Origin of the sequence: Streptomyces sp. NPDC006997, assembly GCF_040635175.1 — a bacterium.
Classification (GTDB): domain Bacteria; phylum Actinomycetota; class Actinomycetes; order Streptomycetales; family Streptomycetaceae; genus Streptomyces.
This window is the reverse complement of record NZ_JBEYHH010000002.1, coordinates 317492-339473: the sequence shown is the minus strand read 5'-3', so window position 1 is coordinate 339473 and position 21982 is coordinate 317492. Positions and strand designations below refer to the sequence as shown.

Annotated in this window: 17 protein-coding genes and 1 pseudogene; 7 read left to right on the top strand and 11 right to left on the bottom strand. The window is 68.7% G+C overall.

Annotation, left to right across the window (positions count from 1 at the left end):
• Positions 1–641: 641 nt before the first annotated feature.
• From ABZ659_RS03125 to ABZ659_RS03110, 4 genes are all read right to left on the bottom strand, one after another.
• A complete protein-coding gene (locus ABZ659_RS03125; protein ID WP_229865889.1) occupies positions 642–893 on the bottom strand; it encodes a hypothetical protein in 252 nt (83 codons plus the stop codon).
• A 522-nt stretch (positions 894–1415) separates the two neighbouring features.
• Positions 1416–2162 carry a class I SAM-dependent methyltransferase gene (locus ABZ659_RS03120; RefSeq protein WP_360212797.1) on the bottom strand — a complete coding sequence of 249 codons (747 nt, stop codon included), beginning with the start codon at positions 2160–2162 and terminating at the stop codon, positions 1416–1418.
• Positions 2159–3622 (bottom strand): asparagine synthase-related protein, encoded by a 1464-nt coding sequence (locus tag ABZ659_RS03115; protein WP_360212795.1) that lies wholly within the window; start codon positions 3620–3622, stop codon positions 2159–2161. Before ABZ659_RS03115 ends, ABZ659_RS03120 begins: the two co-directional genes overlap by 4 nt.
• A gap of 482 nt (positions 3623–4104) precedes the next feature.
• Positions 4105–4332, bottom strand: a complete 228-nt coding sequence (locus ABZ659_RS03110; protein WP_234367392.1) for a hypothetical protein — start codon at positions 4330–4332, stop codon at positions 4105–4107.
• 149 nt (positions 4333–4481) lie between these two features.
• On the opposite strand from ABZ659_RS03110, the gene ABZ659_RS03105 reads away from it, so the two are divergent.
• The 4 genes and pseudogenes from ABZ659_RS03105 to ABZ659_RS03090 all read left to right on the top strand — a co-directional run bounded on the left by ABZ659_RS03105 (position 4482) and on the right by ABZ659_RS03090 (position 8434).
• Positions 4482–5822 (top strand): tetratricopeptide repeat protein, encoded by a 1341-nt coding sequence (locus ABZ659_RS03105; RefSeq protein WP_360212793.1) that lies wholly within the window; start codon positions 4482–4484, stop codon positions 5820–5822.
• A gap of 481 nt (positions 5823–6303) precedes the next feature.
• Positions 6304–7264 (top strand): annotated as a pseudogene (locus ABZ659_RS03100) (transposase).
• 94 nt (positions 7265–7358) lie between these two features.
• Positions 7359–7904 carry a winged helix-turn-helix domain-containing protein gene (locus tag ABZ659_RS03095; RefSeq protein WP_360212791.1) on the top strand — a complete coding sequence of 182 codons (546 nt, stop codon included), beginning with the start codon at positions 7359–7361 and terminating at the stop codon, positions 7902–7904.
• A complete protein-coding gene (locus ABZ659_RS03090; RefSeq protein WP_360212789.1) occupies positions 7814–8434 on the top strand; it encodes a transposase in 621 nt (206 codons plus the stop codon). Before ABZ659_RS03095 ends, ABZ659_RS03090 begins: the two co-directional genes overlap by 91 nt.
• A 108-nt stretch (positions 8435–8542) precedes the next feature.
• On the opposite strand, the gene ABZ659_RS03085 is transcribed toward ABZ659_RS03090, so the two are convergent.
• From ABZ659_RS03085 to ABZ659_RS03065, 5 genes are all read right to left on the bottom strand, one after another.
• Positions 8543–9031, bottom strand: a complete 489-nt coding sequence (locus tag ABZ659_RS03085) for a hypothetical protein (protein ID WP_360212787.1) — start codon at positions 9029–9031, stop codon at positions 8543–8545.
• A complete protein-coding gene (locus ABZ659_RS03080; protein WP_360212785.1) occupies positions 9000–9260 on the bottom strand; it encodes a toxin C-terminal domain-containing protein in 261 nt (86 codons plus the stop codon). Before ABZ659_RS03080 ends, ABZ659_RS03085 begins: the two co-directional genes overlap by 32 nt.
• Before the next feature lie 255 nt (positions 9261–9515).
• Positions 9516–9926 carry a PIN domain-containing protein gene (locus ABZ659_RS03075; RefSeq protein WP_360212783.1) on the bottom strand — a complete coding sequence of 137 codons (411 nt, stop codon included), beginning with the start codon at positions 9924–9926 and terminating at the stop codon, positions 9516–9518.
• Complete coding sequence (locus ABZ659_RS03070; protein WP_360212781.1) at positions 9923–10198, bottom strand: hypothetical protein; 276 nt, start codon at positions 10196–10198, stop codon at positions 9923–9925. The genes ABZ659_RS03075 and ABZ659_RS03070 overlap by 4 nt, the downstream gene beginning before the upstream one ends.
• 394 nt (positions 10199–10592) lie before the next feature.
• Positions 10593–11021 (bottom strand): GntR family transcriptional regulator, encoded by a 429-nt coding sequence (locus ABZ659_RS03065; protein WP_360212779.1) that lies wholly within the window; start codon positions 11019–11021, stop codon positions 10593–10595.
• 320 nt (positions 11022–11341) lie between these two features.
• On the opposite strand from ABZ659_RS03065, the gene ABZ659_RS03060 reads away from it, so the two are divergent.
• The 3 genes from ABZ659_RS03060 to ABZ659_RS03050 are packed head-to-tail and all read left to right on the top strand — an operon-like array spanning position 11342 to position 14552.
• Positions 11342–13057, top strand: a complete 1716-nt coding sequence (locus ABZ659_RS03060) for a replication initiator (protein ID WP_360212777.1) — start codon at positions 11342–11344, stop codon at positions 13055–13057.
• Entirely contained in the window at positions 13054–13245 is a 192-nt protein-coding gene (locus ABZ659_RS03055) for a helix-turn-helix domain-containing protein (RefSeq protein ID WP_189782320.1), read from the top strand. Before ABZ659_RS03060 ends, ABZ659_RS03055 begins: the two co-directional genes overlap by 4 nt.
• Positions 13245–14552 carry a site-specific integrase gene (locus tag ABZ659_RS03050; protein WP_360212775.1) on the top strand — a complete coding sequence of 436 codons (1308 nt, stop codon included), beginning with the start codon at positions 13245–13247 and terminating at the stop codon, positions 14550–14552. Before ABZ659_RS03055 ends, ABZ659_RS03050 begins: the two co-directional genes overlap by 1 nt.
• Positions 14553–14637: 85 nt before the next feature.
• On the opposite strand, the gene ABZ659_RS03045 is transcribed toward ABZ659_RS03050, so the two are convergent.
• Together ABZ659_RS03045 and ABZ659_RS03040 are read right to left on the bottom strand one after the other, a co-directional pair.
• Positions 14638–15123: a hypothetical protein gene (locus ABZ659_RS03045; RefSeq protein WP_360212773.1), complete on the bottom strand. Its 486-nt coding sequence runs from the start codon at positions 15121–15123 to the stop codon at positions 14638–14640.
• On the bottom strand, positions 15092–21976 hold the full coding sequence (locus tag ABZ659_RS03040; protein WP_360212771.1) for a polymorphic toxin-type HINT domain-containing protein: 6885 nt from the start codon (positions 21974–21976) through the stop codon (positions 15092–15094). Before ABZ659_RS03040 ends, ABZ659_RS03045 begins: the two co-directional genes overlap by 32 nt.
• Positions 21977–21982 lie beyond the last annotated feature (6 nt).

Sequence of the window (21982 nt, the reverse complement as noted above, 5' to 3'; positions counted from 1 at the left end):
CCTGAACGCCTTCCAGATCGCCTTCGAAGGCCGGCTCACCCCGGCCGCCAACTGACCACTACAGAAACTGGATCAGCCGTCTACTGGACACTCCCCGGCCCGGCTGGTCTCTTCCGGGACATCTGATACGACGCGGCGCGGGGTGCGAGAGCGCGACTTCGGAGCTCAGGTCGTGTGCCGCGCCTCGATCGCAGCCACTCCGGCGCCGCACACCCCCGTGTTCCCCTCTTCGCCCTGATGCCACGGTGCCGCCCGCAAACCAGCGGAAACCTGCCGAGCGGTGCAGGCTCCTTTCGCCAGGATCAGGCCCGATCGGGAAAGGCAGCGTACGGCCGGGCTGGTGCGTCGCCCAGCCTGGCGGCGCGGGGCCGGGGCGGGAGGAGTCAGCCCCCGACGGGCGGCCGGGAGCTTCGCCCCCCGCCGGAGGCAACGCCGACCCCCGCCCTCGGCGAGTCCGGCAGCGCGCGTGAGGGTCGGCCCCCGTCAACTACTGCCGTCACCCACCGCTGAAGCCCCGCCAGGTGTCACCTGGCGGGGCTTCAGATGTGCACCGGTGGATTCACTCCCGGTGCCGCTGATTGGGCATCATCACCGAGGCGGCGCAACGCATCCGGAGCGCCCCCCTCTCTTACGAGAGAAGGTCAGAGCGTATCGATTTCGTTCCCCTTTGAGTCAATGATCGCGTAGTCGCCGGGATAGGGAACCCAAACCCCAATCCCATTAGGCCACGAGACAATCTCAAGCGAGGCCACGTTTGAGATTGCGGTCCGGAGAAAGACCGCCTCACCGTCGCTCAGGGAGAAGGTGGTTCCTACCGGCTCGAAGCACACCTCGACGCTTTCCCCTTGCGCCGCCGCAAATTTCAGGTCTACGACCTGCTCTTCCTTGCCCACCTGACTAACTCCAAGCATCGATGATCTCCTGAGTCAGCACCACGCGCGCCGGTGCAGTCTTTCCACCCTTCCCTGCAAGCGCTGCACTCTGGTAGAAGTCCTGCAATTTCTCGGCGTCACCCCTGCTCGCCAACCCTCTCAATTCAGCCGGAGAGCGTGTTCCTATGAGGTGAGAGGGATCTCCAGAACCCCAGACACGCCCGCCCACTTCTTGCAGGGTGCCACCTTCAAGTTTCGGAACGCCGACCCTGCCGCCCGGATTGGTGAGATCGGTGGCGTTCCCCTTGGAGTCGACCGAGAAGCGAGGATCACAGTTGCTGTTGTGAACGAGCACCGGAGTCTGTCCCGCCAGCACATAGTACGTGTGCTACGCGGCACCTTTCTACCTGCTTCTTCGCAGGTCAGCACGTGATTTGCGTTCCGCTGGCGTCCGTGGTTGTGCGGGGAAATCCGTGGCTGTTGCCGTCGCTACTGCCGTCAGGAGTCGGGCGGCGGTGCTGGTGCCATTTCTCGCCCCGCCGGTCATCGCCGGATGTATCGCGCCACTGTGTACGCGGTGGGGCCGGTGAGCCCTGTCCCTGTGCCGTCGAGCATGTCCAGGACCTCGAAGTCGGCGCCCTCCGCGTAGCGTTCGAGCTCCTGGGGGAACAGGACGCGCCTGCGGATCTCGTCTCGGGCCTCGTCGCCCGAGGGGAGCATCCAGTGCCGGTGCATGGTGTTGATCTGGGTCCGCAGGTCCCACGTGTGGCGGATGGTGACGGTCGCGGGTCCCGTCGGGGTGTCGACCGTGGCGGTGGTCGGCTCGGTCCGGGTGATCGGGGCGACGGGGGAACACAGCACGAGCAGCGCTCCTGGCCGGGCGTGGGCGGCGAAGGTGGCGAAGACCTGGCTGATCGCCTCGTTGTCGTGCACGTAGGCGAGGCTGTTGCCCATGCAGGTCACCACGTCCATGCGTCTGCCGAGTCGTGTGGTGCGCATGTCGCCGGTGCGGATGTCCAGCCCGGGCCGGGCCTGGTGGGCGTAGTCGACCATGCCGGGCTGGACGTCCACGCCGATGCACTCGAAGCGCTTGGCCAGGATCTCCAGGTCGCGGCCGGTACCGCATCCGAAGTCGACCAGGGTCCGGGCGTCCGGCCGGTGCAGATCGATCAGGGTTTGGCACATTCCGGCGCTCGTGCTGTCGGACTGGACCACGTCGTAGAGCGCCGGATCGCGGTACAGGAGGTTGGTGGCTTCCACGTGCTCGGCTTCCGTGTCGGGGCTGGTCACATGAGGCTTCGCAGTCCGACCTCCAGGGCGAGCACATCGCACAGCAGATCGGGGACGACCGGCGCGGAGTCGGCGTTTCTCCCCGCCTCGGCAAGAGCCTTGCCGTCAACGTAGCCAAGGTCCACCAGGATGGACTCCTTCAGCATGTCGTCCAAGACCGGCAAGCCGTAGGAACGTAAACCCTTCTCCAGGACGGCCAGGAAGTTTTCCGGTTCGGCCGGCGCGGCCACCCACTCGGGCAGCCCGGCCCGTCTGATCCGTTCGCGGAACAGCGCCTTGCCGCGCTTGTACTCGTGCGGTAGCTGCTCCATGAACCGCACGATCCGTGGGTGCACGAGCGGGCTCACCGGCCAGATTCCGGCCCGGAGGAATCCGGGGTTGTGCATCCCGAACGCCATCAGGGTCGGTACGGGCAGCACCGGGATGGGGGCCAGGTACTCATTCACCTCGGAAAGCGCTCGGACCGCCTTCTTGCCGAGCCACGGCACGGGTTCCGGCGTCGGCAGTTCGACCTGCGTCCTGGAGTGGTGTGCGTTGATCTCGTCCCCGCCGCTGCCGGTGAACATGACCTCGCATCGCCGGGCGGCTGCCTGCTCTCGTACGACGTCGAACGCCTCCTGGTAGAAGGCTCCGGCCGGATCGTGCGGCTTGCGCACAGCGCGCACGCCTCCAGCGCAGAAGGGTGGGTGCTGCATGGCGGGGGTGGCCGTGTCTCTGAAGCCGCAGTGCTCCACAAGGGCCCGACGCCGCTCGCTCTGTTGCCTGCCGGTGCTTCCTCCCACCAGCAGGCCGAAGCTGTACATCTCGGGGAAGCGGGCCGCCTTGATGGCCAGGGCGACGTTCCCGGAGTCCGCGCCGCCGGACAGTTCGACGCCCACGCATCCGGTTGCTGTCGGCGCCTGGCGGATTACGTCGGTCAGCAATTCGTCCAGAGCCATGAGTGGATCAACGCCGGGCCGCAGCGTACGTGGTTCAAGTACGTGTTCGGCGGGGTCGGGGTAGTGGATGCTGAGTCCCGAAGGGGTGAACGTGGCCGCTGCCCGTTCGGTGAGGCGGTAGACGCCTTGGAAGACCGTCTCGGACGTGTAACGGTGCTGCCTCGTCAGCGTGCGGGCGACAACGCGCGGCACCAGGCGGTCGGCCCGCAGACGCGGTCGCAGCAGCGTCAGGTCCCAAGAGGCGTGGAGCTCGCCAGCCTTCTCTGCCAGGTAGAGCGGGGCTGTGCCGAAGACGCCCGCCGCCAGGCGGGCTTGTCCCGGCTCCATGGTGAGTGCGACGAAGTCGGCCTCGTCCCGCTTGCACTCCTTCACGCGGACCCGTACGCGCGGCGCTTGGTCGTCGTTGACCTCCATGACCAACGTGGACACGTTCGCGGGCTCGATCCAGCTCTCGCCGTTGGTCCAACGGCCGCCCTCTGACCTCCACTTGGGCTCCTGGAGATCGGCCAGGCGCAGACGCATCGACAACATGTAGTCCCCTTCCGATGTCGTGCGGCGGGGCGGGGCCGCGCACGGCCCCGCCCCGCCTGGCGTCAGCCCTGGATCACTTGCTGCAGTGGTCGCCGTTGTTGTCGCCGCCGCCCGGCATCTTGTCGAGCAGCGCGGCTTCGACGGCCGGAACGCCGGTGATCAGGTCGCCGGTGAACAGCTCGTCCACGTTCATCGTTTTCTCCCTTACGGTTTTCAGTGGACTCCACGGCGGATGCTGCGGAGTTGGACCCGTCCGGCTGCCGGACCCTTGCGAAGAAGGCAGCCGGACGGGGTGCCCACCGCTTCCGGCGGCGGGCCCTCCCTCGTCACAGGTGGGGAGCCTGGATGCGTGACGGGGAGGAGTCAGGTGGGTGTGGATGCGGCGGCGACACCCAGGACGAAGCCGACCGATCCCGAGATGGTGATGATCAGGACTGGTCCGGCGTAGCGGTCGACGGCTGCGGCTAACCGGTTCACAGCCGCTCTCCGCGGCTGCGCTGGTTGGCTTCGCGTACTGCGACGCTCAGCTTCTCCGCGCCGTACTCGGGCGTGGCACTGCGGTGCTGCGGGCAGAGACACGGCGAGAACCGGTTCGAACCCGGCGGCAGGTCTGCGCCCTCGTAGGTGTTGATCCTCAACACCCCGTCCATGCCCCGTTCCTCGGTCATCCGGGCCAGACGGGCCCGTGCTTCGCTTCTCATCCCTCAGCCCTTCAGACGACGGCTGCGGCGAGGACTCGCCGCTGCCTGCTGTCTCTACGCAACCGCACGACCACGCTCAGCGGTACCGTTGCCGCAGCACCAGGACTTGAAAGCCTTGAAAGTCCGCAAGGTCACGGGGAGTTGAGGGCATGGCCAAGCGTGAACCGAACGTGGCGCTTGGGCGCCTGCTCGCCGAGAGCCGTTGGACTCACCGCCAGTTCGCGCGAGCGGTGAACCGCGTCGGCACCGAGACCGGAATCCCTCTGCGTTATGACGAGTCGGCGGTGAGCCACTGGCTGGGCGGCACCGTCCCTCGCGGTGCGGTGCGCGGATGCATCCTCGAAGCTCTCTCCCGCCGCCTCGGCCGCCCCGTCACCCATGCCGAGGCCGGGCTGCCCGTTCCACGCGATCGCTCCTCCGCGGCTGCGGATACCGTGGAAGGGGTGATCGACCTGGGGAGGCTGGATATGGACCCGTCCCGCCGCAGCGTCCTGGGTGCCGGCCTGTTCTCCGTGGCCGTCACCATTCCCGGCTGGCCTGATGTAGTCGGGCGTGCCGATGCCGTCCAGTCCGGCCGCACAGCACGCATCGGCATGAACGAAGTGGACATGGTCGTCGCCATGACCGAGCGTGTCTCGGAACTGGACGACGAGTTCGGCGGTCGTCACGCACGCCCCATGGCGGCCTCGTTCATGGTCAACACCGTGGCCTCCTACCTGCGTGCCGACGCACCTGAGGACGTACGCAAGGCGATGCTGTCCGCCGCCTCGGACCTGCTCTACCTGACCGGCTACATGGCCGTGGACGAAGGTCTGCACGGTCTCGCGCAGCGCTACTACGTTAAGGCTCTGGAGCTGGCGGGCGCTGCCGAGGACCACCTGACGTACTGCACCACCCTGCGGGGCATGAGCGTCCAGGCGGTCGACCTCCGCCACGGGGCGAAGGCTATGGAGCTGGCCGACGCTGCTGCCGCGGCTTCCCCGAAAGCCGGCCCTCGGATGCTGGCCTTCCTCGTCGGCCAGCAGGCGCATGCCGCCGCGCAGACCGGCGACCGTGCGAGCGCGCTGCGCTACATCCGGGAGGCCGAGGCGGCCATGGACCGTGCCGAGTCACGCGGCAAGGCGTTCGGCTCGTATGACCCTTCTTCGCTCAACTACCACGTCAGCCAGGTGCGTTACGAACTCGGCGACAAAGCCGGAGCCGTCGAAGCCATGCAACAAGCGGACCGGCTCCGCCCCAGCGCGTACCAGCGCACACGAGTACACCGTCGCGGACTGTTGGCAGAGCGGCAGTTGGAACTCGGCCACCTGGAAGCGGCGTGTGCCACCTGGCACCAAGCCCTCGACGACTACCCCAAGGTGCAGTCCGGCCGCGCCGACGAACGCGTGAAGGCGATGTTCGGTCTCTTGCGCCCTCATCTGAAGAACGCAACGGCGCTCGACCTGTACGACCGAGCACGGACGATCGCACCATCGTCGCTGTTCACATGATCCCCGTGGCACCTTCAAGCGCAGCCACAGAAGGTCAGCCACGACGGCGGGTGCGCCGACAGATCACCCGCCACGTGTGTCTCCAGCAACCCCGCACCGGCCTCAACCACGCCTCTTCCTTCCGTCACAGCATCCACCCCGCTCCGGCCTGGCCGCTCGGCAGCGGGCTGGGCTGCTCGATCTGTGCCCTCGCCTGTGACCGCACGCCGACGACGCGCGGCTTTCGGCTGCCGCGGCCTGACGAGGTGCCGTGCGGCGTTCGGCGGAGTCGGCCTGCGGCGCCGCTACAGGCCGATGCGGTTACTTCCGGGATCGGGGTCGGCTCGCTTGCCTGCTGCGTGCCGAGTGGCCGGTGGGCGTCGCCAGCGGGGCGGCAGACAGGAGCGGGCGGCGGTCACCGGCCGCCGGCGCGCGGCGGCCCGCGCAAGCGGGAGGGTCTGTACGGTGAGCGGTGTAACTCCCGAGCTGGAAGCGGCAGTTGATGACTGGCGTGACGAGTAACACCGAAGCCGGGCAGGTCCCTGTGAGTGGGACGAACGCCGTGGATGAGGGGCTGGTTGCCGAGTTGGTTGCCCGGGCTCAGGCCGGTGGCGTGAAACTCACCGGGGAGGGCGGCCTCCTGCAGCAGCTGACGAAGCGGGTGCTGGAGTCCGTGCTGGAGGGCGAGCTCACCGATCACCTGGGGCACGAGCCCGGTGAGCGGGCCGAGGGCGGCCGGGACAACTACCGCAACGGGCAACGCTCCAAGACGGTGATCACCGAGTCGGGGCCGGTCGAGATCGCGGTACCGCGGGACAGGGCAGGGTCGTTCGAGCCCCAGCTGGTCAAGAAGCGTCAGCGGCGTCTGGGCGGTGTGGACGAGATGGTCCTGTCCCTGTCGGCAAAGGGGCTGACGCACGGGGAGATCTCCGCGCATCTCGCCGAGGTGTACGGCGCGGAGATCTCCAAGTCCACGATCTCCACGATCACCGACAGCGTGATGGCCGGCATGACGGAATGGCAGAACCGCCCGCTGGACAGCGCAGGACTGGGAGAAGATCGCGAAGGCGCTCAGGCCCGTCTACACTGCGCCGACCGAGGAGGCCGCCCTGGAGCGGTTCGTGGAGTTCACCGACGCCTGGGGCGGGAAGTATCCGGCGATCGTCCGGCTCTGGGAGGCGGCCTGGGCGGAGTTCGTGCCCTTCCTCCAGTTCGACGTGGAGATCCGCAAGATCGTGTGCACCACCAACGCGATCGAGAGCATCAACGCACGGATCCGCAAGGCCGTCCGGGCCCGGGGACACTTCCCCACCGACCAGGCCGCCCTCAAATGCGTCTACCTGGCCGTCATGAGCCTGGACCCGACCGGCACCGGACGCAAACGCTGGACCATGCGCTGGAAGGCCGCACTCCAAGCCTTCGACATCACCTTCGACGGCCGGCTCACCGCCGGACGACGCTGAACCAAACCGACCGAGTTCCACCGTTCGCTACACAGACCCGTTGAGGTTGAAAGGGTGGGGTGACAGCGGGCGTTGGTGGTGCTACGTCCTCGTTATGAGGTACGCGGATGGCGGCGGTCTGACCGCTGTGGGGCGGGCGAAGCGTGAGGCAGTGCGCTTCGAGGCCGCGGAGATGTTCGAGCGAGAGGTGCGGCCGCCGGAGGTGGCCCGCAGGTTACGGGTGTCGCGGAAGTCGGCGTACGCCTGGCACGCCGCCTGGCGCGAGGGCGGCAGTGCAGCTCTGGCCTCCAAGGGGCCTGGCGGCTTCCCGTGTCAGCTCAGCGATGCCCAGGCGGAACGACTGCAGGCCGAGCTGGAGGCGGGGCCGGCGGCGCACGGCTGGACGGAGGACCAGCGGTGGACCCTGGCGAGGGTCGCGGAGCTGATCCATAGCCTGTTCGGCTACCGGTACACCCCGCGTGGAGTGTCGTACCTGCTGCACCGGCTGGGCTGGTCACCGCAGGTCCCGGCGCACAGGGCCGTCGAGCGGGATGAGCAGGCTGTGGCCAGGTGGCGGACGGAGCAGTGGTCACGGGTAAGAGGACGGCCCAGCTCCTGGGCGCGTGGATCGTCTTCGAGGACGAAGCAGGGCAGGACCTGAAGCCCGGCAAGGGCCGCACCTGGTCAAGGCGGGGCAGATCGCCGCTGGTCAAAGTAGTGGGCAAGGGTTCGGGCCGGGTCCTGATGGCCGGGATGATCTGCGTGCGGCCAGGCCACGAGACCCGTCTGATCTACCGGACCCAGACGTACCGGGGCCGTACCGGCGAGAAGAAGGGGTTCCGGGCCCGCGAGTTCGCGGACCTGTTGACCTCTGCTCGTCGGCAGCTCGGCGATGCCCCGCTGATCGTGGTGTGGGACAACGCCAGCACCCATCATGCCAAGCCCTTGCGGGAGTTCTGCGACCGCAACAGCGACTGGCTGACCATCGTCAAGCTCCCGCCCTACGCGCCCGACCTCAACCCGGTCGAAGGCGTCTGGGCCCATGTAAAGAAGTCCCTGGCCAACCTCGCACCTCGCGCGATCGAAGACCTCACCCCGCTCGTGAAGAACCGCCTACGCGGCATTCAACGCCGACCCGAAGTACTCGACGGCTTCATCGTCGGGACCGGACTGACACTGGAGCCTCCGTAACGCTGTCACCCCACCCTTTCAACCTCAACGGCAACTACTGCCGTCACGACGTGCAGAAGCCCCGCCAGAAACGATCTGGCGGGGCTTCATATTTGCGGTTGCGTGCTCTCACAAGCCCCAGGCAGACTCGCGGAACTGCCGCACTTCGGACGCGCTCGTCACCCACTCGGAGATGCGATTCCCGTCCTCGTCGACTTCACGGTGAGGCTCTACGTACCGCCACGGCTCTTGCGGGTCGAACGGTTCGTCGAGCTCATCCAGGAAGATGAGCGAATTCTGGACGTGGACCACATCCCCGTCTCGATACATAGGCCAGCATGAGATGAAGTTACTTGCTTCCGGATCAGTGATCGAAGCAATGAGACAAGAGGTCACCTTCTCGGAGCACTCAATTTCCCTCAGGGCACTCTCCCAGCTTCGGCGGTATTCATCTACCGACCAGAAGCTCAGATCCATCCGGAACGTCTCCGCGAAGCTGCCAACTCTGATCCTGGCGACAGCATCGGAGGATGAGGGGGTCGCACCCTCCGAAACCGGATCGTTGATCACCTCGATTGAGAATCCATCATTCCTTGAGGTAGTTGAGATCTGGGTCATAGGTTCCGATCCGTTGCCCTCTGCGGTTGAACATCTTCCAGCCGTCCGTCACGTTATGGCCATCAACATCAGGCGTAATGTAGTTCTTTCCGTTGGAAAAGACGACCTGGCCATGCGAATTGAACGGCGCCTTCTGCGCGGGAATTCTTGTCCTGTACCCAAGTGCACCTGCCCGATCAGCCACGGTCCCGGCGTACAGCTTTCGGTTCTGCCGACTGCGCTCAGCCACCGAGTCCGGATGGTAGGGGTCACCCTTGAGCGCAGGGGAAGAGGTATACCCCTCCGGAAGGTCACAGTTGCTATTGTGAACGAGTACCGGCGTGGCCCCCGCCAGCACATAGTACGTGTGCTACGCGCCCCCTCCCCGCCTGCGTTTTCGCAGGTTACTGATGATTTCGTGCTCCGCTGGTGTCCGTGGCTGTGCCCTGGCGTCCGTGGTTGTTGCCGTCAGTACTGCCGTCAGGGGCATAGACCACTGGTCGGGCTACGGCAGGAGTGTCAGCGCGGGGACGTGGGCGGGCTTGACGACGCTGAAATGCCGCCGGTCGAGGGTGGCTACCCGGTCCACGCCGAAGCGCTCGGCCACCGCGATGACCGAGGCGTCGACCCCGCCGAGCGGGAAGTCGGCGTACTGGAGGACCAGCTCACCCATGCGCGTCAGGTCGGTGGGAGTGAGGTGGACCAGTTCGAATGTTCCCCGTGCGACCTCGGCGAGGAACGCCGCTTCGACCTGGGGCCAGCGCTCCAGCAGCCAGCAGACCTCGGTCATGACCGGGCTGGGCAGCAGACGGCGGCCGGTCAGCGATGTCAGCAGGGAGGCGCACTCGGGGTGGCGTCGGCCGGCCGCGTTGAACGCCGCAGCCAGGGGTCCGGTGTCCAGGACCGTGGCGATCACGCCGAGTCGCCGAAGCGCTCGCGCATCCGCTCGCGGATGTAGTCGTCGTGCCGTTCGGCCAGATCCTCTGGGCCGTTCACGCTGCCGATCAGGGCCAGCAGCCCGGCCGGAACCGACTCCTCGTCCTCGTTCGAGTCGACCGCCGGCAGCGACTGGGCGACCTGGGAAAGTTCCTCATCCTGGGTGACGAGCAGGCGCAGGCGTCGCACCTGGGTCGGGGTGAGCCGGTCCACCAGGTGGTGCATGTCCTCGTAGTCGTATGCAGCGGTCACTCCAGCAGTGTAGGACGGCCCCGCGGCCCCGGGCGGCTGGATCGGCAGAGGTTCACCCCCGCTGGCGTGGTGACGGCTACCGCCCTCGGTGAGCCTGCGCGACGCACGTGAAGGGTCGGCCCCCTGGTCGGCCCTTGCCTGCGATCCGGCCGTAGGACGGTCGTAGGCGATAGCTTGCTCCGCCAAGAGCCCGGCTCCGGTCATCCCGGCGATCTGGCTGGTTGCCGCTTTCGTAGCCCGGCTGCCGCTTCGGCTCGGCCCTCCGGTAGCGCGTGATCGCGGGAGTAGACGGTGGGGCTTGTCGGCGACGGCGGTTAGCCAATGCGGGCGGGGCCCGCCTTGAACCTCGAAGAGAAAATCTGAACGCACACCCAAGGTCACCCGGCACGGCGGGTCAGCGGCCCCGTCCGCCGCCGCCCGACTCCAGTACCTCGACGCGAGCGCGGAGGTCGGCGATCTGCTCGACGGCGTCGGCCAGCGCTCGTTCCAGCGCCTCGACGCGGGCCGTCGTCCCGCCGGCGGGTGCGGTTGCCTCCGGACCGTCGGGGCCATCGGCGCCGTCGGGGTAGTCGCGGTGGGCGACGAAGGCGCCCTTGCCGGGACGGGAGACCGCCCACCCGTCCTGCTTCAGCAGGGCCATGGCCTTCTGCACGGTCAGGCTCGCCGCCCCGAACTCCCGCATCAACGCGGCCTGCGTCGGCAGCGCGTCACCGGGCCGCAGCCCACCGGAGCGGATGCGCTCGCGCAGGGTCTCGGCGATGACCTCGAACGTCAGCGGCACCCCGCTGCCCGCCTGCCTGCGCCCGCGCCTCGCCGCCACCACGCCCGGTCACCCCCCGCTTTCCACGCCCTCTACCAGCACAATCCGGCCCGACCAAACCGGGAAACCGGCCCCACACTACCCGCGCCCCACCGCCCACAGAAAGGAATGAGGAGGGATGCACTTGAATGCGCCTGTCAGGCGATGTTAACGTCACGCACCCGCAGGTGATCACCCCCGCGCCCCGCCGACCAGCCCCCTCTGGTCCGGCCCCCGCGCCCAACTCCGAGGCGCCCCGTTCCCCTGTGAGCCGATCACTTCGGCCTGCCCACGTGCCCCGCGCCGTACCGCTTCCGCGCACTCGCCGAAAGGCCTCTTCTCGCATGTCCGCACAGCTCCAACTCCCGTACTCCACGACCGTTCCAGCCGCCTCGCGTCCGTCGTCGCCGTTCACGGCACCGACCTGTCCGGCGGAAGTCACCGCCTCTGCCGCTGCAGGGCGGGCGCTGGAGCGTCGCGCCAGGCTCACCGCCAAGCTGGCCAAGCTCGCCGCCACCGGCCAACTCCCACCCCTCGCACGGCAGATAGCCGGACTCGGCGGATGCGCGCACCCGATCCGCCTCACCGGGCACCGCACCCGCCTGGACACCGCGACGGGTGAGGTCCTCGACCACTTCGACTCCGGCCGGCTCCCGGCAGGCGAACTGCTGGTCCGCTGCGGCAACCGCCGCGCCACCCGCTGCCCCGCCTGCTCCACCGTCTACCGCTACGACACCTACCAACTCATCGCCGCAGGCCTGCGCGGCGGCAAGACCGTCCCGGCAAGCGTGGCCGCGCACCCGCGCGTGTTCGCCACCCTCACCGCACCCGGCTTCGGGCCCGTCCACAACCAGCCCGGCGCCGGCCGCTGCCTCTGCGGTCAGGTCCACCCCGACGACGACCCGCTCCTCGGCACCCCGCTCGACCCCGACCGCTACGACTACGCGGGCGCGGTGCTGTGGAACGCGCACTCCCCAGCCCTGTGGGCCCGCTTCACCACCCACCTGCGCCGCGAGATCGCCAAGGCCGCCGGGCTCACGCAACGGACCCTGCGGGACCACGCCACACTCTCGTACGCCAAGGTCGCCGAGTACCAGAAACGGGGCCAGGTCCACTTCCACGCCGTCATCCGCCTCGACGGACCCAACGGCCCCACCAGCCCACCACCCGCCTGGGCCACCACCCAACTCCTGGACCACGCCGTTCGCGCCGCCGCCGCACGCACCCGCGTCCACCACGAGGGCGAACCGCCGAAGCAACCGCAGCCCGCCGGGGACGTCCCCGAGTCCCCGCCCCAAGACTCAGACCGGGCAAGGCGGTCGGTGTTCCGGTTCGGGCGGCAGATCGACGTCCGGGCGATCCGCAGCACCGACTTCACCGGCGACGGCCCCGTCACCGACCGGCACGTCGCCGCCTACATCGCCAAGTACGCCACCAAAGGCGCCGAGACCACCACCGGCACCCTCGACCGCCGACTCCGACTCCTCGCCGAACTCGCCACCCACGACATCACCGACCACGCCCGCCGCATGATCCACACCGCCTGGCACCTCGCCACCAACCGCCGACACGCCCACCTCCGCCTGCGCCAATGGGCCCACATGCTCGGCTTCCGAGGCCACTTCTCCACCCGCACCCGCCACTACTCCACCACCCTCGCCCACCTCCGAGCCGAACGCACCGCCTGGCGAGCCGGTCAACCCGACCCCCAGACACCAGCCCCGGCATCGGCTGAGACGCAGTCTGACCAGACGGGCGGCAGTCCGGTCGGTGACCGCGCCGGACACTCCACCGACCTGGCAGCCGGTCACCGCAACATCGTCGGTCAGCACGTGGGCCCGGACACGACCTTGGTCATCTCCCACTGGCAGTACGCCGGAACCGGCCTTCTCCCCGAACTCGAACATCTCGCTGACCTCCTGGCCGCGAAACGGCAGACCCGGCCCGAACAACCGACCCGAACCCGCCGCTCGGAACGCTCCGGTGACCGCGCGGGTCACTCCGCCGGTCACTCCACTGATCGGCTGACCAGCGCTGACCGGCCGGGGGCCGCCGCGTGACCGCCAGCACCGAACTCCTCACCGTCCCCCAGGTCATGGCCCGCCTCCAGCTCAGCCGCACCGCCGTCTACGACCTCATCCGCACCCGGCAACTCGCCTCCATCACCCTCGGCCGCGCCCGCCGCATCCCCACCCACGCCCTCACCGACTTCATCCGCACCCGACTCGAACAGGAAGCCGCCGCCTGATGACCACACCCCGAGACACCCCCGCCTCCCGCCGCGTGCGCGCCAACGGCGACGGAACCGTCTACCAACGCAAGGACAGCCGCTGGGAAGCCGCCGGATACGTCCTCGCCCCCGGCAACACCCGTCGTCGCGTCCGCGTCTACGGCACCACCCGGAAGGAAGCCCTGGCCAAGCTCACCGAGAAGATCGCCACCAGCAACCGCGGCCTTCCCGTCCCCTCCGCGCAAGGCAGCGTGGCCGCATACCTGACCTACTGGCTGGAGGCCGTCGCCGTCCACCAGCTACGCGAGAACACCCACACCCGCTACACCACCTGCGTCCACCGCTACCTCGTCCCCGGCCTGGGCAAGAAGAAGCTCGCCAAGCTCTCTGCCAAGGACGTTCGCACCTGGCTCAACCAGCTCCGCACCACCTGCCAGTGCTGCGTGCGCGACATCGATGCAGGGCGTGATGAGCCCCTTTGCTGCGCCGTCGGATCGTGCTGCTCCAAGCGGCTCTCTCCACTGACGCTGACCTACATCCACTCCGTACTCAAGTCCGCCCTGGAGCACGCCGTGCGCGAGGAGGAGATCCCGCGCAACGTCGCCCGCAACGTCCGCACCGGCACACCTCGCCCCCGACGCTTCGAACCCCTCACCACCGACGAAGCCCGCCAATTCCTCACAGCCGCGCGCGGACACCGACTCCATGCCCTGTTCGAACTCGCGCTCCACACCGGACTCCGCAAAGGCGAACTCCTCGGCCTGCGCTGGGAAGACCTCGACCTCGACCGGGGCACGGCCGCCGTCCGCCGCACCTTGCAACGCACCAGCGCAGGCGGGCTCACCACGCTGCCCACCAAGACCCGGGCCTCCGAGCGCCGCATCGCCCTCCCCGCCCGCTGCCTCCAGTCGCTGAAGCACCACCGAGAGCAGCAGCAGCGCGAGCGGGAAACCGCGGGCACCGCGTGGCGGCACAGCGGGTACGTGTTCGCCACGCCGCAGGGCAGGCCGATCGACCCGACCAACCTCACCCGCACCTTCACCACGCTCCTCCGCAAGGCCGACCTCCGCCGCATCCGATTTCACGACCTCAGGCACTCGACCGCGACGCTGCTCCTGGAGCAGGGAGTCGAACTCGTCGTGATCAAGGAACTCCTCGGCCACGCCCACATCGGTGTCACAGCCACCGTCTACGCCCACGTGAGGCTCCGGCTCCAGCGCCAAGCCATCGATGCTCTCGGCACCGCACTCGACGGCCTGACAAACACCGAGACAGTCAACGCCGACGGCGACGAACCACCGCCCTGCGCCGCGTCCGTCCGCTGACGTTGCCGTCAACTACTGCCGTCAAGACCCTCTGAAGCCCCACCAGACGCCGTCTGATGGGGCTTCAGATTTGCGAGTTGAACGACTACGAACCTTGGCACCCACCCAGGAACTCACGTACCGCCGAGACGCTGGTCCGCCATTCGGAGATGGAATTTCCGTCTTCATCGACAGTGAGTCGTGACCTTACTGAGGACCACGGCTCAAGAGGGTCGAAATCCCTCTCCAGCTCATCCAGGAAGATGATCGAGTTCTGGATAATCACATCTTCCCCTCGCCTATAAAGCGGCCAACAGAAGATGAAATTGCTGGCTTCCGGATTGGTGATCGAAGCAACGAGACAGGAGTCCCTTTCTTTCCCTTCGAAAATCACCTGAAGCGAATCGCGCCAACTACGCTGGTACTCCTCGATGCTCCAGTAGGACAGATCCATGTAGAACGACTCCGCGAAGTCACCAACAGTGATCCTGCCGGTCGCTCCGGCCTCTTGGAGCAAGGCGGCCGGAGGCCGATCCGATGCAACCTCGATAGAGAACGCGTCAGTTCTTGATGTAGTTGAGATCTGCATCATAGGTGCCAATCCTGTCGCCTCGACGGCTGAATACCTTCCAGCCCCCAGACACGTTGTGCCCATCGACATCGGGAGTGATGTAGTTCTTGCCGTTGAAGAATACGTCTTGTCCGTGCGAGTTGAACGGCGCCTTTTGGGGCGCAATTCTCCTGTTGTACCCCAGAGCTCCCGCGCGATCCCTTAGCGTACCGGCGTAAAGTTCTCGGTTCTGCGCACTGCGCGCGGCTACCGAATCAGGATGATAGGGGTCACCCTTCAATGCGGGAGAGGAGGTGTAGCCCTCAGGAAGATCACAGTTGCTGTTGTGAACCAGGACCGGTGTCTGTCCCGCGAGCACATAGTACGTGTGCAGGTCCGCGACGGTCAGGTTGTGGACGCGGGCCGGGCGGATGGTGTGGTGGACGGTGGTGATGCGGGCCGACTTGCCGGACGCGGTGCGCAGTCGCTGGCCCGGGGTGAGCAGGCCCGCGTCGACCCAGGCGCCGAGGTCGGGCACCCAGAGCGGGTGGCCGTCGGTCGCGGTGAGGATGACCCGCTCGCCGTCGATGGTGAGCGTGAGGGTCACCAGGTGTTTGAGGCCCTCGCCGGTGATCTCCGCGGTGACCGTCTTGACCTCGGTCCGGCCCGTCTCCGGGTCCGTCGCCAGGATCTCGTCGCCGACGTCGACGTCCTCGATGGGTTTGGTCGTGCCGTCCGCCATCAGGACTTCTGTGCCGGGAACGAAGCTGTTGCAGGCTTTGAGGACCTTCGCGCCCTTGAACACCCGCGCCCATGGCAGGTCGAGCGCGGCCGAGCCGCACGCCTTGACGCTGTCGCCGCTCAGGCAGCTCTTCCAGGCGTCGAAGTCGGGGGCGACCAGCGCCACGACGATCTTGTCGAAGAGGGTCTGGTCGTACTGGAGCAGGCCCAGCGCCTCGGCGGCGCCGCAGAACGCCTCGACGCCCTCGCGGTCGAAGCACTTGCGCTTCGCCCACGCCTCCACCCGCTCCGCCTCGTCGTACTGGGGGAACTGCGCCGCCAGTTCCTTCGCGGTCAGGACGCGGACGTTCTCGATGTAGACGCCGTCCTTCTTCTCGGTGACGTTGATCGTCTTCGAGGGGGACTGCGTGGACTTCTTGGCCGAGCCGGAGTTGCCGGAGCCGTTGGTGTAGTAGGAGACGTCGCCCTGGTTGTCGTAGCAGGCGTACGTCGTGCAGCCGGGTCCGTTGTGCTTGTCGGGCGCCCAGGCGGAGTCCGGGTTGTTGATGCTGCAGCCGTCGCAGTACAGGCCCGAGGGGTCGGAGAAGGTGAGGGGATTGTTGTTGCCGTAGGTGTAGCCGTTGATCTGCTGCGGGTCGGTCAGGTCCATGATCGGGTCGACCGAGAGGAAGCGGCCCGTGGTGGGGTCGTACTCGCGGGCTCCGAGGTGGGTCAGGCCCGTGGCCGCGTCCTGGGTGCCGCCGACGAAGCCCTTGGTGCCGGGCCAGTTGACGGGTTCCTCGCCGCGGACGCCGCCGAAGGGCAGGGTGCGGCGCTGGCTGAGTTCCTGGGTGGCCGCGTCGATGGCGAGCAGGGCGGTGCCGTGGTGGTCGGCGGTGGTGAAGGAGACCGTGCCGTCGTCGGCCTGCACGGCGAGGTGGCCGCCGCCGAGGTCGAGGTAGCGGGTGGCCTTCGGGGTGGTGGTGCCCTTGGCGACCGTGATCTCCGTGCCGCCGAGGTACAGGGTGGTCTCGGTCGGGGTGCGGGCGATGAGGCGGTTGCCGTCGGCGTCGTAGAGGTAGCTGGTGACCTTGGGTGAGCCGCCCTCCACCGGCTCGGTGACCTTGGTGAGGCGGCCTTCGGCGTCCCAGTCGAGGTCCTGGCTGGTGCCGTCGCCAAGCGTGCGGGTGTCGGTGTTGCCGGTGTCGTCGTAGGTGTAGGTGTCGCCGGAGGTGATGCCGGGTCCGGTGCGGGTGACCGTCTTCAGGCCGTGCGGGCGGACCGCGGTCGCGCCCGGGGCCGGGTAGGCGTAGGTGCTGCTGACGTCCTTGGCGGTGTCACCGGTGACGTCGTGCTGGACCTCGGTGCTGCGGTTGCCGGTCTTGTCGTAGCCGTAGGACGTCCAGTACGGGGCCGGGCCGCCGAGGACCGTGGCGCTCGGGGCGTCGGCGCAGGCCGTGGTCGGCTGGGTCCACGCCTCCTTCAGACGGCGCAGGTAGTCGTAGTCGAAGCACTGGGTGTCCGTGCCGGAGCGGGAGGTGTCCGACACCGACAGGACATTGCCCGCCTCGTCGTAGCGGAAGGTGGACGCCTGGTCGACGCCCGCGACGCCTTCGCGGTCGACGCGGGTGTACGCCAGGCGTTGGGTGCCGGGCTCGTACTCGTTGGTGACCCAGGTCTTCTTGCCGCCCGCGTTGGACAGTTCGTACTGCAGAGGCTTCCCCGTCAGGCTGTACGACGTGGCGGCCTTGACCCCCTCGCGGCCGTCCACGGCGACGGGCCAGAGGGTGTCGTCGGCGTAGCTGTAGACCACGGTCGACGCGGCCAGAGCGCCCGCCTTGGGCAGGCCCACCCCGGCGACCTGGCCGGACTCCTTGTAGGTGGTGGTGGACAGGTAGGTGCCGGACAGGCCGGTGTTGGCGGTGGAGGCGGGGATGGTGACGGAGGTGCGTTGCGGGCGGTAGAGGCGGTCGTAGGCGACCACCTTGGAGGTGTACGCCAGTCCGTCGTCGGCGTAGCGGGTGGCTTCGGCCAGGTAGCCCTTGGCGCCGGTGACCGTGTCGTACGTCCACTTGGCGCGCAGGGGGCCGGTGGCGGTCCCGGAGCGCAGTTCCGTGCGGCGGCCGAGGCCGTCGTAGATGTTGACGAGGGTGTGGTTCTCGGCGTCGGCGGTGGAGGTGAGCTGGCCGCGGTCGTCGTAGGAGTACCGGGTGGTGCCCTTGTCGGGGTCCTTGGCCAGTGTCATGCGGCCGAGGAGGTCGTACTCGTAGCCCCACTCGTTGCCCGCCGGGTCGGTCACCTTGGACAGCGCCCCGGCCGGGGTGAAGCCGTAGGTGGTGGTGTCGTACGCGGCGTCCGCGGTGCGCTGGTGGTGCTGGCGCAGCTCGGTGGTCTGGCCGCGGGCGTCGGTGAGGGTGGTCAGGGCGGTGCCGCCGGTCGGGGGGATGACGGTGGTGCGGTCGCCGCCGTAGAGGGTGCGGGTGGTGTTGAGGACTTGGCCGCCGTCGCCGTTGCCGGAGATCTGCCGGTGCTCGGTCTGCCGTCCGAGGCCGTCGTAGGTGTAGCGGTTCTGGGTTTCGACGCCGAGCGCGTCGTCCGGCTCGACCAGGGTGGTGGAGGGTGCGGTGGTGGCGTAGTAGGGCAGGAACTCCTGGGCGGTCAGGCCGCGTTCGTCGTAGAAGGTGTCGGTGAGCAGGCGTCCGCCGTCGGGTCCGGGCTCCTGGGACTGGCGGGGGCGCAGGAAGCCGTCGTAGAGGACGTAGGAGGTGCGCTGGGCGCCGTTGTTGCCGAGGGTCTTGGTGCCGACGGCGACCGGGCTGTTCTCGGCGACCCGGTAGGTGTACTCGTAGGTCGGGGTGTCGCTGGTGTAGCGGTCGGCGAGCCACACCTTGGTGGTGCGGCCGAGCGCGTCGTAGGCGAGGTTGGTGACCTTGCCGTTGGTGTCGGTCTGGCTCAGCGGCACGCCGCGGGCCGGGTCGTTGGTGGTGGTCGTGGACTGCGCGGTGGTGCTGTCCCCCGGTGTCGCGGGCGGTGTGGTGACCTTGGCGGAGGTGGGGAAGCCGGTGGCCGGGGTGTAGGCGGTGGTGGTGGTACGGCCGTCCGTGCGCGCGGTGCGGGTCAGGGTGCCGGAGACCGCGGTGACGGTGCCGGTGAGGTCGGTGGAGGTGAGCTTGCGACCGTAGGAGTCGTAGGTGGCGCCGCTCTCGGTGTAGGTGGCCTTCGTGCCGTCGTGGGACTCCAGGACCGCGGTCGCGGTCGGGTTGCCCTTGGTCGGCGCGGCGTCGTAGGCGAGACCGTCGTAGGCGGTGCGCAGGTCGGAGATGACGTCCTTGGTGCGGTCCGGGGTGGTGGCGCAGTTCCTGGCGACCGTCTCCACGCGGCTGGGCAGGGCGAGGATCACGCCGGAGGCCGGGTAGCCGGTGCGGGTGCAGCGGTCGTCGGCGGTGGTGGTGTCGTCGCCGCGGTCGTCGGTCTGGGTGAGGCGTCCGGCGACGGTGTCGAAGGAGTTCGACACCGTGGTCGTGCGCCACCTGGTGCCCGCGCCGTCGTCGAGGGAGGTCCAGGTGCGGGTCTGGGCGGTGCCGGTGAGGTTGGCCGTCACCGTGCCCCAGGAGCGGGTCTTCCTCGCCGTCTCGTGGTGCCAGGGCCGCTCGACGGTCTTGCCGAGCACCTGTCCGCCCGGACCGGAGAACCGGACCGTCTTGTAGGCGAACCCGGCCGCGGACTCGTGGTCGGTGATCGGGTCGCCCTCACCGGTGCCCAGGCTGACGCTGACCGACTTGGTGCCGCCGCTGGGCGCGAGGCGGTCGCCGTCCATGCCGCGCAGGTAGTAGGTGTCGGTCTGCGACCGCATCGCCGCCGCCCCGCCCTGTCCACCGGTCTTCACCCGGACGTGGCCGTAACCACGCCACTGCGACCAGGTCTTCTCCTTCTCCTTGGTCAGCCCGTCATCGTCGTCGTAGTGCCAGGCCGCGCCGTCCAGGTACGCGTAGGAGGTGACCTGGTCAGGGGCGCCGCCGGTGCGGTCGGTGAGGGTGACGGTGGAGGTGACGTACTTGTTGAACCAGTGCAGGTCCGGGTCGTCGGTGGAGCTGCCCCCGATGTACTGCGGGAAGCAGCGGCTGGTGTTGGTCTGCGGGGTCGGCAGGGCGCTCGCGTCGCAGACGGGTGCCGAGTAGCCGACGTCGATCTGGCCGCCCGCCTCGTCGGCGACGGTCGCCAGGCGCTCCTTGATGAACGGGGCGAACCCGTCGCCGGTGCGGTCGAGGCGGTTGGCGAGCTGGACGTACCCGAAGGTCGTCTTCGGCAGGGTGACCGCCGGTGTGGCGCTGCGGCCGGTGCGCCGCACGGAGTCCAGCAGCAGCTGGTAGTCGGTGTCGGCCATGCCCCAGCGGTGCGTGAGCTGCCAGGAGTCCACGTCCGTGTAGGAACCCGACTTCAGGACCTGGGTGGTGACGGACGTGAGCCGCTTGCGGGTGAAGAACACCGGGGAGAGCCGCCCCTGGTCGCAGACCGCGTCCGCCGCGCAGTTCAGGTCCCAGGGAGTGTCGTACCAGTGGAAGGCGTCCGCGCCGATGTCCGCGCAGGTCGTGCTCGCGTCCGGCAGACACCGCTCGGCGCTGGTGAAGTCGACCTTGCCCAGCGCCTGCGCCGAGTACACGCTCCCCGACCGCAGGCCGTACTCGATCCGGTCGAGGAAACCGCCGCGCACATACGGGGTGTTGGCCTCCTCGTCCAGGTCGCGGCCGTAGTGGTTCCACTCCTTGTCGTAGTAGTAGGCGATCGCGTTGCCGCGCGGGTCGACGACGTAGTCCAGGTTCCAGCGCCAGCCCTGCTGGCACCAGGAGTCCGCGAACGCGGCGGCGTGGCAGGGCTCGTTCGCGTCGTCGCCGAAGACCGGCGCCGTCCACACCGAGTCGGTGGTCTCCTTGCCGTTCGCCCAGCCGGGCAGCCGGTGGTAGCCGAAGTAGTAGACGACCCCGTCAGGCGTCGTGACCTTCCAGTACTCGTCGTCACGAGCGCCGTTGCCGCGCGCCGTGGTGTCGGCACCGTACAACCGCTGCACCTTCGTGCCGTCGTCGTCACGCAGCCGGAACGTGTCGGTGCCGGTCGGCACCAGCTCGCCGCCCTTGCCGTTGAACGAGACGAACGCGTTGTCGTACGCCCAGCACAGATCACCCGGCTTCCCGCCGTCGGCGTGCTCGACCCCGTCCTCGTCGCAGGACTTGTAGCGCCGCTCGATGAACCCCGGCCACAGGTCGAACCCGTCACCGGCCCAGGACCCCTGGTTGTTGCTGTTCCCGGTCCGGCCGTCGACGGACCCCGAGGAGTACGACAGCCCGACGCTGGGCAGCAGCCCGCCCGGCACGTCCGGCACCCTCATGCCGTACGACCAGGCGAAGTCGCCGGTGTTCAGGCTGGTGCTCCACTGCGCCGACGGCGACAGCGGGGTCGCCTTGTAGTCGCCGCCCATGCTCGCGTCGTCGGCGACGGCGGCCAGGACGGTGGCGCCGGAGGCCTTCAGGGTGACCTTCGCGGCGGTGAGCGTCTGCCGCTCGCTGTCGTTGACCGTCTCGACCGGCTCCGCCGCACGGCAGGCCGCCTTCACCGGGGTCGTGAGCGCGCAGGCGGGCAGCTCCACCAGCCGCAACCGGTCGGCGTAGCCGCCGCCGAACGCCTCGGCGAAGGAGGAGTAGTCCAGGCGGGCGCGGACCGTGCTCTTCGCGTGGGCCGGGTTCTCCCCCGTGGCCTCCAGCGTGAACACCGGCCCGTCCGCACCCACGCGTTCGGCCGCCTCGCGGCCGAGGACACGGGCCCGGACCGCCTCCGGCGCCCGGGTGCCGCCCACCGCCAGCGGCAGCCCCTTCGCCCGCACGACCGACGAGGAGCCCTCAGGCACCTCCACCGTCGCCGCACCCGGCTTCGGCCAGGCTGCACGTGGGCGCTCGACCGGGGTGCGCGGGCCCTTGGTGACCGTCCGCGGGGTGACCGGGACCGGTGACACCGCGACCGGCTTCTCCGACGCGGGCAGGCCAGGACGGCCGGTGCCACGGTCAGCCGCGACCGAGGCGGGCTGGGCCACGGCCTGGAGCAACGTGCCGATCATGACCGTGGCCGAGGCCAGGGCGACGCGGCGGCGCAGGGCACGGACTCGCGTCCGCGGACTACCGTTCATCCTCGT